Source organism: Calorimonas adulescens (assembly GCF_008274215.1).
Classification (GTDB): domain Bacteria; phylum Bacillota; class Thermoanaerobacteria; order Thermoanaerobacterales; family UBA4877; genus Calorimonas; species Calorimonas adulescens.
The window spans coordinates 250,842-262,838 of sequence record NZ_VTPS01000001.1 but is presented as its reverse complement, the minus strand read 5'-3'; the positions used below and the strand labels follow the sequence as shown (position 1 = coordinate 262,838).

Genomic DNA, 11,997 nt, shown 5'->3' with positions numbered 1-11,997 from the left:
ATGAAAGGGGAAAGATACTTAATGGGTAGCAGGCAAGAATTCATGGCAGTGGGAGAAAGATGCCCGGATTTTACACTGGAAAACAGCTTTGAAGATTCTATTCTTGAGGGAGCAAAAAGCTGTGAGCTCTGCTTTCACTGGGATCATAAGCGAAATAAATGCAGGATTGACATGTATGACAAGGTATTAGAGGGATTGGACCAGACATAAATAATAAAAAGGTGGAGGGAATATTCCACCTTTTATTTTTGTATTCCAGGATAATCCTTTACTGCATTTTTAGTATTGAACACCAGTCGGACTATATTGCGGTAAGCCTTCCTTGTACCGTAAACAACTAAAGGAAGTCCCAAAAACTGGAGTCTCATTCCACGCGATAAAAGACCGCCAAGCTTCATATAAAAGTTTGTTGCAGAACTCACATCGACCAAATAAAGCCCATCTGTATTTCCAAAGACAGCCTTATACATATCCTCTACAGCAGGTATAACCAGATTTTTAGCCTTTTTAAGGCCTAAGGTATAAATGTTATTTCCGTCTATACTTGTCCCATTGTAAATAATATGTCCCAAATCGCTTTGTGTAATCCTATCAAAGAGAGGAAGATCTATTAATTCTTTACCTTCAGGGACCTTTTCCGGATTTAGTCTGCCCAAGTGTACTGCTGCCGCTACTACAGAGGTGTGAGTCCCTCCATAGTCATAGTAAACTACAATCATAATTTTCACCTCATGTCTATTATTTGAAATATATTTCTAATAAATTCTTAAAAAACGTTTGCCTATCAAAAAAATTATTGCATTTTGGATTGGACCGTCATATAATCTTTGTTGAAATAAGAGAACCAACGAGAAGAATTGTAAATATTAAAGGAAGAGGGTGTTATGTTAAGTTGTTCAGGCTAAATCAAGCAAAAACCCCGCTTTTTGACGCTTTATTGGAATATTCGTATAATAACACCATTCCGTATCATGTACCCGGTCATAAAAGGGGACAGGGGATGGACGAAGAATTCAGGAATTTTGTGGGTTATAATGTGTTGTCTATTGATGTGACTGTTTTTGATCAGGTGGACAGTCTGCACAAACCAACAGGTGTCATTAAAGAGGCTCAGGAACTGGCAGCCGATGCATACGGGGCTGATGCAACCTTATTCTGCATTCATGGTACTTCCGGTGCTATACAGGCAATGATAATGAGCGCAGTTGGTGAAGGTGACAAGATAATTGTTCCACGTAATATCCACAAGTCTGTGACCGCTGGTATAATCTTAAGCGGTGCAATACCTGTCTATGTACAACCTGCAATAGATAAGAACATTGGTGTTGCGATGGGTGTAACACCTGAAGCGGTTAAAGAGGCACTGGAAGAAAATCCCGATGCCAAAGCTGTTTTGATAATAAATCCTACCTACTATGGCGTGGCTTCTGATATAAAATCAATTGCAAGAATTGTGCACAGCTACGATATCCCGCTTCTGGTGGATGAGGCTCATGGTCCTCATCTGCGATTTAATGATAGGCTCCCTATATCTGCCCTTGAGGCAGGTGCTGATATAGTCGCTCAAAGTACACATAAGATACTTGGTGCTATGACTCAAGCATCTATGCTTCACATAAAAGGTGACAGAATAAGCATTAACAGGGCAAAGAATGTGATGAGTATGCTTCAGACAACCAGCCCTTCTTATATCCTTCTTGCATCGCTGGATGTAGCCAGGAGGCAGATGGCCTTACATGGCAAGGAGTTGTTGGATAATGCAATAGATGTGGCTGAGTATGCAAGAAAGAGGATAAATGAGATAGATGGTTTTTATTGCTTTGGGCGGGATATAATAGGTCAACCAGGAGTCTATGACTTTGACCCTACCAAGGTGACAATTACTGCTAGAAATCTGGGTATAACCGGATATGAGCTGGAGACGATATTGGCGGAAAAGTATTTTATACAGCCGGAACTTGCTGATATGTATAACACCCTCTGTGTAATGACATTAGGTGATGACTACAAAAAAGTTGATAAGCTCATAGAGGCTTTAAAGGAAATCAGCAATGAATATTATCTAAAATATATAGGTATAAGTAATGTGCTGGATATACCGGAAATACCAGAGATGGTGTTGACACCGAGAGAGGCATATAACAGTGCAACCATAGCGATGAGCCTTGAGGACAGTGTTGGACAGATAAGTGCAGAGTTTATTTATGCTTACCCCCCGGGTATTCCTGTACTTTATCCTGGAGAGAGGATAACAAGGGAGATAGTTGAGTATGTGGAGAAGATGAAAGATGCGTCACTCCATGTCCAGGGTCCAGAAGACCAGGATGTGAACTATATAAAGGTGGTCAGAAACCTCGAAGCCCTTACCATAACCGCATAAGGAGTATCTGTATGATTTTTTAAATTATGTATATTTTTATAATAATTGCAAATTATAAATAATGATTATAAAAGAAGGATTTTTGAGATTGGTTTAGAATATTAAATATATAAATATAAATAAGAGGGGGCTTATCAATGTTAATGCGTAGCTGTGCAGGAGGGGTTGTATTTAAAGACGAAAGCGTCTTTCTCCTTAAGAATGAGAAAAATGAATGGGTGCTCCCGAAGGGAGTAATAAGGGATAACCGTACGGATGTCGATGTTGCTATTGAGAGGGTAAAAAAGGAAACAGGACTTAAAAATGTAAACATCATTTCTCCTGCGGGTGAGACCAGCTATGAGTTTTATTCAATTACACGAAAGGTCCCTGTTTATAATGAGATTGTTTGGTATATCATGACCACTGAAGATGAAGATTACAATGTTAGTACAGAAGATGGCTTCCAGGATGGGGGTTTTTATCCCATAGAAGATGCTCTTGAAATGGTGACTTATAGTCAGGATAAATCGCTGGTATATCTATCGTATAAGAGATACAAAGAAATGAAAAAGATAGCTATATAAGAATAGGGGTGGGTTTTTGCTCACCCTTTTATTTATGCTATAATAGCAACAAGAGGTGATGTAATGGAATTAGAACCATATGTCTCTATTCTAAAAAGAGGAGAGAGTGAATTTATTGAGAAAAAGTCTCATTTTCTTGGTCATGCTTTAAGGGTGTCAGTTGAGGATGAGGCATTTGGATTTATTGAGGAGATAAGAGACTTTTTTAAGGATGCTACTCATAATGTATATGCGTATAAACTCAAAAACGGCATTATGAGGTATAGCGATGATGGTGAGCCATCGGGCACAGCAGGCCTTCCGGTGTTGGATGTTATAAATAATATGGGAATTGTTGATGTGGTAGTTGTGGTGACCCGTTATTTTGGTGGGATACTGCTGGGAAGAGGAGGCCTGGCCAGAGCCTATTCAAGAGCTGCACGGGATTCTTTAATCCAGGGACAAATTGTTACTTATACACCATTTTATGTGGTCAGCTTGACATTTGACTATCCTGTGCTTGGAAAGCTGGATAACTATCTCATGGGTAAAGTGCATGTCATTGATAAGATATATACTGACAGGATTGAGTATAAGCTATATCTACGAAAGGGCACTGAGGATGCAGTATTTTCTGATACTGTAGATATTACATCAGGAAGATGTATAATTGACATCCAAGGGGAGACTTATCTACCCGTATCAGAGGGAAAGTTGATTATATGATTGGAGGTACTTTACTATGGAAGAGCTGGTTGATGAGGCCCTATCAAAAAATGCATGGGCAGATGTGAATTTATCTGGTTTCGACCAGGTGCAGAAAGTGATGAGATGATTGCACTGGGAGAGAGTCTTGGCCTCAAGGTGGTGCATCACGACTGTGTGATGCAGAGGTTATCTACAAGATAGTCAGATGCCTTGAACATTGATTACTGCTTTGGAGTCTTACTAAAAATCTCATAAATCCCCATTATTAATAAGAATATAGCAAATATCCTCTTTAATATTATCGTGGACAGGCTTATAGCCAGATACGAGCCTGCGACACTGCCTAAGATGCCTCCCGTTATTAAAGGCAAAAGGTATTTTATAGTTATATTTCTTTGCCTTATGTGTATAATAAGAGCTACCACAGCCATAGGGATGAAAGTGATCAGGTTTATACTCTGCGAGGTATGCTGGGTAACGTTTAAGAATATAGTAAGGGCGGGTATCATTATGGTACCACCTCCTATACCCATACCACCTATTATACCGGCGGCCAGGCCAATAGCGAAAAATATCAATTGAACCACATCCTGACTGCAGCTGCTATCATAAAAATGCCAAAAAGTTTTTTTAGCAGGGTAGATTTTATTTTATTCAGCAGTAAAGCACCAATGCAACCTCCTACTACACTTCCAAGCCCAACTTTTATGGTGAGTGGCCAGTCGGTTATGCCATTAAATATATAAATGAATGAGCTCACCACGGTGAGTGGCAGAATGACTGCTATGGCTGTAGCGTGGCATTTGTGTACCTCTGCTTTCATTATCAGGTTCAGGGCTGGGACTACAATAGTACCTCCACCAGACCCAAAGAGTCCATTAAGTATTCCTGTTATTAAACCTATAAGTGAGAGTTTGACAAATTCAATTGTATGCATTTTTTAACCTTTCAGTTATGATAAGAGTGTTTATGATGCAACACTCAATATGATAGCAATAAATATTATTGCCATAGGGGGTTTTAAATATGTTAGCTAATCGAATATATGAGCTTATAGGTAATACACCTATTGTAAAACTGAATAACATAGTAGATGAGGATAGTGCCGAAGTGTATATAAAACTGGAATATTTCAATCCAGGAGGAAGCGTAAAGGATAGGATTGCTCTGAACATGATAGAGGATGCGGAAAAAAAGGGTATATTGAAGCCGGGTATGACAATTGTGGAGCCCACCAGCGGAAATACGGGGATTGGCCTGGCCATGGTAGGCGCTTCAAAAGGATATAGGGTTATCCTTGTAATGCCTGAGACCATGAGCATTGAAAGAAGAAAACTGTTGAAAGCGTATGGTGCAGAGCTTGTTCTTACACCAGGTTCAGCGGGTATGAAAGGGGCTATTAAAAAAGCCGAGGAACTTCTTAATGAGAATGAAGATTTTTTTATGCCACAGCAGTTTGAAAATCCAGCTAATCCTGAGATACATGAAAAGACAACAGCCCAAGAGATATTAAAGGATATGGGCAAAGATATAGATGCCTTTGTAGCAGGAGTTGGAACAGGTGGTACACTCACCGGTGTGGGAAAGGTACTCAAAAGAGAAATTCCATCTATAAAACTTTTTGCAGTAGAGCCAGATGCTTCACCGGTCCTATCAGGAGGCATTCCTTCTCCTCACAAAATACAGGGCATAGGCGCTGGATTTATCCCTGCAGTACTTGACGAATCCCTCATAGATGAGGTGATAAGAGTAAGGGACGAAGATGCTCTTGAGACCGCAAGACAGGTAGGAATAAAAGAGGGTATATTGCTTGGAATATCTAGCGGAGCTGCCATCTATGCTTCCTTGAAGATTGCAAAGAGGTTGGGACATGGTAAAAGAGTAATTGTGGTGGCACCTGATACAGGTGAAAGGTATTTAAGCACTGAACTATTTAATTTTGAGGAGATATAATAATGAGTGTAGAAGTACTTGCTGAGAAGATTGTAAATTGGGTGAGGGATTGTGTAAAAGAAGTTGAAGCCGACGGTATAGTTGTAGGTTTAAGCGGCGGCATGTAAGAGTGTGGAACAGCTAAGATTTTTGATGACGTAAATTAACAGTAAAAAAGTTCACAGAGGCATGGCTATGGCATCAATATATATTTGCCTGATGTCATATGCCATGCTTGCCTTGTTTTTATATCCCTTATTAAGATAATTGCCGTATAATCAAGTTTACGTATTCATATAAAAAGGTATTCCTGAAACAATTTTTATGATACAATAGAATATGGCTTTATTCACTGCATAAATAAAAATGCAGCAGAAGCAGAAAGATTTTATTTTGATATAAGAGCCAGTAATACATTGACTTCTTATATCAAATATACACAGGCAATTTATAGAAATTTATATAGGAGGTTTTAACCATGTCAGGTCACTCAAAATGGGCTAATATAAAGCACAAAAAGGAAAAGACAGATGCTCAAAAAGGCAGGATATTTACAAAATTGGCTAAGGAAATAATCATTGCGGCCAGAGAAGGAGGTGGAGATCCGGAGAGCAATTCCAGACTCCGAGATGCTATTGATAAGGCTAAAGAGAATAATATGCCCAATGATAATATCATGAGGGCAATTAAAAGAGGTACGGGAGAACTTTACGGGGATACCCTGGAAGAGGTAATGTATGAAGGATATGGCCCGGGTGGAGTTGCCGTAATTGTAGAAGCTATGACGGATAACAGAAACAGGACAGCAGCGGAAATGAGACATATATTTGACAGGAGCGGTGGAAGTCTCGGTGCTACAGGGTGTGTAGCGTGGATGTTTGACAAAAAAGGGCTTATTATTGTAGACGGCAAAGGTGTAAATGAAGACGAACTTATGATGTTAGCTTTAGACGCTGGTGCCGATGATATCGTAAATAGCGATGATGATTATGAAATATATACAAGCCCGGAAAATTTCAGCAATGTAAAGAGTAAACTTAAAGAGGAAGGCTACAGTTTGATAGATGCTGAAGTCAGAATGATTCCACAGAACACTGTACAGGCAGACATTGACACTTCGAAGAAGATATTGGCATTGATTGATAGACTAGAAGAGCACGATGACGTGCAAAACGTCTATCATAATCTTGAAATACCGGATGAGCTTTTAGAAGAAGAGGAGGAGCAAGGATAAGTCCTACTCCTCTTCTTTCAAAATTGATTTTTCTTCTTTTGTCAGAACTTTATTGAGGTCAAGCAGTATCAAAAGTCTGTTTTCCAGTTTTCCTATTCCCGCTATGTAGTCCTTATCTATACCTACAACATCAGTATTTATAGGTTCTATATCATCTTCATTCAATCTCAAGACCTCAGTCACATTGTCTACTATAAAGCCAACAGTTTTGCCATCTGTATCGGTAATAATAATACGCGTTTCCTCGCTTATTTCCTTTCCTTCTAAATGAAACCGTTTTTTAAGGTCAATGACTGGGATTATTTTCCCACGTAGGTTTACCACACCTTCAACAAAGTCAGGTGTGTCTGGCAATTTTACTATTTCTTGCATTCTGATAATTTCCATCACTTTCATGATGTCTATACAATATTCTTCACCTTGTAACTTAAAGACCACAACCTGTCTTTCTGACATTTTTTCTCTCTCCCTTCTAAGCATAATTATATATTTGAAGATACATAAAATCAAATAAATTGTATATTATGCATATTTATGGAAATAATACGGGAGAAGGAGGTGTTGGTTATGTTTACACGTAGGAGAAACAGGAGTGCGCTTTATATTATACTGCCTCTTCTCCTTATTACAGGGTTTTCCGTCAGTTACTTTTTAAGCTATGATGTTAGTAGACAGGTAAAACACAGGCCAACGACTGAAAGGAACCAGGCTGTTGAGACAGCGCCCTTGTTAAAGGAAGTGATTGAACCCGGAGCAAAAATAATATATGAAAGGTTGTACAGGTCATGTAATGAGATATATACTGATGAAGATGATGTCAGTACTGAATATGTAGGTCTTACGGAAGAGGAATTTGCAAAAGCATATAAGGGCTGGGTAATAAAGTCGTTTTCACCGACTGAGGTGCATTTATACAGAGAGGAAGACGGGTATTGCCCAAGGCACTATATAATAGGGGAAAAAGATGGTTATGTGGTTGTGTACAAAAATGACCCGGATAGAGGAATGACACCTGTCCAGTTTACTGACATTCAGCTGATTTCATTGAGAAGGGAATATCAAGAAAATATAAGGGAAGGCATTGTAGTTGACTCTGAAGAAAGGGTATATCAGATATTGGCAGAAATAAGCAGCTGATTTATATGTTTGCTTTAACAAATATTATATATGGATTTAATATTGAAAGAGGCTTCTTACGGGGCTTCTTTTTTAATGATTAATTATATGTTTAAGTGTGTAATGATATATGGTAAAATGAAAAATGGAGCTGATGATATGATTGTTTTGGGCATAGATCCAGGTATTGCAATTATGGGTTATGGTATTCTGGAATATGATAAAAAAAACTTTAAAATTATAGATTATGGGGCCATAACAACCTCCTCAGATATGCAGACTTATGATAGATTAAAGTATATATATAAAGGTGTGGACATGTTAATTAAGACAGCAAAGCCAGATTGTGCCGCTGTTGAGGAATTGTTTTATTTTAAAAATAAAAAGACTATAATTACTGTGAGTGAGGCAAGGGGAGCAGCCATAACAGCTTGTGCCAATAATGGTCTTGAGGTTTTTGAATATACTCCATTACAGGTAAAACAGGCGGTTGTCGGATATGGAAACGCAGATAAGAAACAGGTACAGTTTATGGTTAGAGCGCTCTTGAATTTAAAGCAAATGCCCAAGCCTGATGATATAGCAGATGCACTGGCAGTATCCATATGTCATTGCCACAGTTTGAATGCCCGGGAGCGGGGGGTGTTATGATATATGCTGGAATATATTAAAGGTACTTTAAGAGGGATTGAAGACAATAATACAGCAATAATAGAGATTGGCGGCTTTGGAATGGCTATCAAGGTCAGTGAGAATACAGTAAGCCGGCTTCCTGAATTAGACAGAGAGGTGTTCTTATATACTTATACTGAAATACGCGAAAATGATATTATACTTTATGGGTTTGCCGATAAAGATGAAAGACAGGCCTTTATTGATCTAACGTCGGTCAATGGTGTGGGACCGAGAATGGCAATTAACATTCTTTCTAAATATAACCCTGATGAGATTTATATGCTTATATCAAGCAAGAACAGTACTGCTTTAGAGAGCATTCCAGGGATTGGTAAAAAGACAGCAACCAGGATAATAACAGAATTAGAGGAAAAGGCTAGTAATAGGCCAACCTCTGGTATTGCTATCAAAAGGGATGTAAAAGGGGAAGCTGTTGAAGCGCTTATAGCCTTGGGGTATACAAGAATTGAGGCTGTGAGTGCTGTAAATAGAGTATCAGGTTTTAACACTGAAGAAATACTTGTGGGGGCATTAAAGATATTGGGACGGTGATGAGAGGTGGAAGAAAGGATCATTACATCGCGGTATGTAGAGGATGATAAAGATATTGAGCCATCATTAAGGCCTCAAAGACTTGATGAATACATAGGGCAGAAGAAGATAAAGGATAAACTATCCATTTTTATTGCAGCCGCCATGGCCAGGCATGAGCCACTGGACCATGTTTTGCTTTATGGTCCCCCGGGCCTTGGAAAGACTACACTGGCTGGTATAATAGCCAATGAGATGGGTGTGAGTTTACGGATTACTTCAGGTCCGGCACTGGAGAAGAGTGGTGATTTAGCTGCCATTCTTACGAATCTCAATGAGAAGGATGTGTTATTTATAGACGAGATTCACAGGCTCAACAGGAGTGTAGAGGAGATCCTATATTCTGCTATGGAAGATTTCGCTTTGGATATTATAGTTGGCAAAGGGCCGAGCGCTCGTTCCATCAGGTTGAGCCTGCCAAAATTTACGTTAATAGGTGCTACAACAAGGGTGGGGTTGCTGTCCTCACCTTTGAGAGACCGTTTTGGAGTTATAGACAGACTAGATTTTTATGATATTGGGGAGCTAATGGATATAATTAAACGGTCTGCTAAGATATTAAACGTTGAGATTGATGAGGATGGTGCCATGGAAATAGCCAAAAGGTCGCGTGGTACCCCGAGGGTGGCAAACCGACTTTTAAAACGTGTGAGGGACTATGCCCAGGTAAAGTCTATGGGCAAGATAGACCTTAAGACAGCTAAAGAAGCACTGGTACTTTTGGATGTAGATGAAACTGGTTTGGATGATATTGACAGGAGGTTTTTACTTTGCATAATAGAAAAGTTTGGTGGGGGGCCTGTAGGGCTCGAGACTATAGCAGCTTCTATAAGTGAAGAGGCAGATACCATACAGGATGTGTATGAGCCATACCTTTTACAGATTGGTTTTATAAAGAGGACACCAAGGGGACGTGTTGCAACAAAACGTGCTTTCCAGTACTTTAACATACCAGTGGATAAAGATTGACTATGACAGATTTACGGTGTAGTAAACATATGCATATAGATAAACTCTTTGTGCATGTGGCAGCCATAATGTCCTATCATTAGTGTTTTTATTTTACAAGATGTAAACTTATTGTTGTATTCCTCATGGGCGAAATTCAATATTCATAAAAGATATGTTAGGGTTGGGATTAAATAAGGTTTTAAGCAGTACTGAATACAATTTCATACTATAATTAGGAGTGGTTACATTGAAACGGCCGAGGATATTGATTTTTATGGCAGTCATAGTAATATCATTTGTCAATTTTTCTCATGTGCTTGCTGGTTATAGCATACCGGAGACTGTAAGGGTGGGTCTCTGTTATAATTCTACGGCAATGAGTGTTGTGGACATATCTTCAGATGGTGGTATAGATATACTTGTACATAAGGATAATGCATATGATAAAATGATGACGATCAAAGATAGCGGGACAATAAAGGTTATAAAGGATGGATATTACACATTTTCAAATGGAGTATATACTCTACAGGATACTATGCAGGGTGCTGATGCAGGCCCTTACCACTTAAAGGTTGGCGATTATAATAATCTTGATGAGGCAATGGCAGTGATCTCTGAGCTGAAATCGGAGGGAATGGATGCATTTCTGGCATACAACAGTGGATATGAGGTGTGGGTTGGAAGCTTTATAGACCCAACACATATTAATTTACAAGGGGTTTCAGGTACCTTAGTTGATGGTATAGAGGATACAATACTTGTGAAAAAAGATGGTAATACATTAATGGCATTTGTTAATACAGCTGGTAGCGAATTATATTTTAAGCCTGTTGGCGGTTGCATATATGAAATGGGAAAGCCATACAGAGGAGATATTTCTTTTCTAAGAAATGATCCGGGTGGCATTACAGTGGTCAATATACTCCCCCTTGAAGAGTATCTCTACGGAGTACTGCCCAATGAGATGCCAGCAACATGGCCAGAAGAAGCGTTAAAGGCACAGGCTGTTGCAGCCAGAACATATGCTGTATACAACATTCTATACAGCAATAAATTCAAATCCATCGGTTTCGATGTTGGTTGCTCCACTGACAGCCAGGTTTATAAAGGAAAATCATCAGAGTCTCAAGCTACAAACAAGGCAGTAGATGCAACAAGGGGCATAATATTGGAGTATCAGGGCAAACCTATAGAGGCGTTCTTCCATGCACACAGTGGTGGTTATACTGCAGATATTTCTGATATATATTCTTTGACATCGCCGGTGTTTACTGGGAAAAAGGATCCTTACTCCATTGGATATGCTCCATCTTATGACAACTGGAGTGTAACATATAGTGCAGACGACATCCTTAAGAAGGTTATGCCAACCAAGGGTGATATCGGCAAGATCAGCAGTATTGATGTGACCAGGTCCTATACGGGAAGGGTGCTGGAAATGGACATCAAAGGTACGAAGGGTAGTGCCAAGATGGAAAAGAATGAAATAAGAAATACATTGGGTTTGAAGAGTACACTGTTTGATATTGAATCAGACTCTGATATATACGTAATGAATTCGTCAGGGTTGGTTGAAAGGAAAATGCCTGGAGATATCTCATTAGTAGGCGGGAACAGCGGTATAAATGTGTATGCAGGTGGTAATTTATACACTATGGGCTACAATATAATAAAGGAGATACCTTTTTTCCCATCCGTGTTTACACTCAATGGTAGTGGATACGGCCATGGTGTTGGAATGAGCCAGTATGGAGCTCGTGGCATGGCAGATAATGGGTATGGGTTTGTGGACATACTGAAATTCTATTATAATGATATTAGTGTTTATGATACCATAAGAGACAAAGACATATAGGAGATGG

Annotated in this window: 16 protein-coding genes; 12 read left to right on the top strand and 4 right to left on the bottom strand. The window is 39.2% G+C overall.

What is annotated here, in order from left to right; genetic code table 11:
* Positions 1-21: 21 nt before the first annotated feature.
* The gene (locus FWJ32_RS01570; RefSeq protein ID WP_149544212.1) at positions 22-210 is read left to right on the top strand and encodes a hypothetical protein; all 189 of its coding nucleotides are present in this window, start codon (positions 22-24) and stop codon (positions 208-210) included.
* Positions 211-242: 32 nt separating this feature from the next.
* Here the strand turns inward: FWJ32_RS01570 and FWJ32_RS01565 are convergent, their stop codons facing one another.
* Complete coding sequence (locus tag FWJ32_RS01565; protein WP_149544211.1) at positions 243-719, bottom strand: DUF3189 family protein; 477 nt, start codon at positions 717-719, stop codon at positions 243-245.
* A gap of 173 nt (positions 720-892) precedes the next feature.
* On the opposite strand from FWJ32_RS01565, the gene FWJ32_RS01560 reads away from it, so the two are divergent.
* The 3 genes from FWJ32_RS01560 (at position 893) to FWJ32_RS01550 (ending at position 3,651) form a co-directional block, all read left to right on the top strand.
* A complete protein-coding gene (locus FWJ32_RS01560; protein ID WP_149544268.1) occupies positions 893-2,380 on the top strand; it encodes an aminotransferase class I/II-fold pyridoxal phosphate-dependent enzyme in 1,488 nt (495 codons plus the stop codon).
* Between the two features lie 137 nt (positions 2,381-2,517).
* The gene (locus FWJ32_RS01555; protein ID WP_149544210.1) at positions 2,518-2,946 is read left to right on the top strand and encodes an NUDIX domain-containing protein; all 429 of its coding nucleotides are present in this window, start codon (positions 2,518-2,520) and stop codon (positions 2,944-2,946) included.
* Positions 2,947-3,009: 63 nt separating this feature from the next.
* Positions 3,010-3,651: an IMPACT family protein gene (locus FWJ32_RS01550; RefSeq protein WP_149544209.1), complete on the top strand. Its 642-nt coding sequence runs from the start codon at positions 3,010-3,012 to the stop codon at positions 3,649-3,651.
* Positions 3,652-3,854: 203 nt separating this feature from the next.
* On the opposite strand, the gene FWJ32_RS01545 is transcribed toward FWJ32_RS01550, so the two are convergent.
* Complete coding sequence (locus FWJ32_RS01545) at positions 3,855-4,211, bottom strand: sulfite exporter TauE/SafE family protein (protein ID WP_149544208.1); 357 nt, start codon at positions 4,209-4,211, stop codon at positions 3,855-3,857.
* Positions 4,208-4,570: a sulfite exporter TauE/SafE family protein gene (locus FWJ32_RS01540; RefSeq protein ID WP_149544207.1), complete on the bottom strand. Its 363-nt coding sequence runs from the start codon at positions 4,568-4,570 to the stop codon at positions 4,208-4,210. The genes FWJ32_RS01545 and FWJ32_RS01540 overlap by 4 nt, the downstream gene beginning before the upstream one ends.
* Before the next feature lie 89 nt (positions 4,571-4,659).
* Here FWJ32_RS01540 and cysK point away from each other — a divergent pair, with 89 nt between their 5' ends.
* From cysK to FWJ32_RS01525, 3 genes are all read left to right on the top strand, one after another.
* Positions 4,660-5,586, top strand: coding sequence for a cysteine synthase A (cysK, locus tag FWJ32_RS01535; protein WP_149544206.1), 927 nt, complete (start codon positions 4,660-4,662; stop codon positions 5,584-5,586).
* Between the two features lie 2 nt (positions 5,587-5,588).
* Entirely contained in the window at positions 5,589-5,693 is a 105-nt protein-coding gene (locus FWJ32_RS01530; RefSeq protein WP_149544205.1) for a hypothetical protein, read from the top strand.
* A gap of 350 nt (positions 5,694-6,043) precedes the next feature.
* Positions 6,044-6,799, top strand: a complete 756-nt coding sequence (locus FWJ32_RS01525; protein WP_149544204.1) for a YebC/PmpR family DNA-binding transcriptional regulator — start codon at positions 6,044-6,046, stop codon at positions 6,797-6,799.
* A 3-nt stretch (positions 6,800-6,802) separates the two neighbouring features.
* Here the strand turns inward: FWJ32_RS01525 and FWJ32_RS01520 are convergent, their stop codons facing one another.
* Positions 6,803-7,255 carry a chemotaxis protein CheW gene (locus tag FWJ32_RS01520; protein WP_149544203.1) on the bottom strand — a complete coding sequence of 151 codons (453 nt, stop codon included), beginning with the start codon at positions 7,253-7,255 and terminating at the stop codon, positions 6,803-6,805.
* 111 nt (positions 7,256-7,366) lie between these two features.
* Between FWJ32_RS01520 and FWJ32_RS01515 the strand changes: the two genes are divergently transcribed.
* From FWJ32_RS01515 to FWJ32_RS01495, 5 genes are all read left to right on the top strand, one after another.
* The gene (locus tag FWJ32_RS01515; RefSeq protein WP_162523464.1) at positions 7,367-7,936 is read left to right on the top strand and encodes a BofC C-terminal domain-containing protein; all 570 of its coding nucleotides are present in this window, start codon (positions 7,367-7,369) and stop codon (positions 7,934-7,936) included.
* A gap of 138 nt (positions 7,937-8,074) precedes the next feature.
* The gene (gene ruvC / locus FWJ32_RS01510) at positions 8,075-8,566 is read left to right on the top strand and encodes a crossover junction endodeoxyribonuclease RuvC (protein ID WP_149544267.1); all 492 of its coding nucleotides are present in this window, start codon (positions 8,075-8,077) and stop codon (positions 8,564-8,566) included.
* Between the two features lie 3 nt (positions 8,567-8,569).
* Entirely contained in the window at positions 8,570-9,142 is a 573-nt protein-coding gene (gene ruvA / locus FWJ32_RS01505; protein ID WP_149544201.1) for a Holliday junction branch migration protein RuvA, read from the top strand.
* Positions 9,143-9,148: 6 nt separating this feature from the next.
* Positions 9,149-10,150 (top strand): Holliday junction branch migration DNA helicase RuvB, encoded by a 1,002-nt coding sequence (gene ruvB, locus FWJ32_RS01500; RefSeq protein ID WP_149544200.1) that lies wholly within the window; start codon positions 9,149-9,151, stop codon positions 10,148-10,150.
* A 229-nt stretch (positions 10,151-10,379) separates the two neighbouring features.
* Positions 10,380-11,990 carry a SpoIID/LytB domain-containing protein gene (locus tag FWJ32_RS01495; protein WP_149544199.1) on the top strand — a complete coding sequence of 537 codons (1,611 nt, stop codon included), beginning with the start codon at positions 10,380-10,382 and terminating at the stop codon, positions 11,988-11,990.
* Positions 11,991-11,997: the final 7 nt, after the last annotated feature.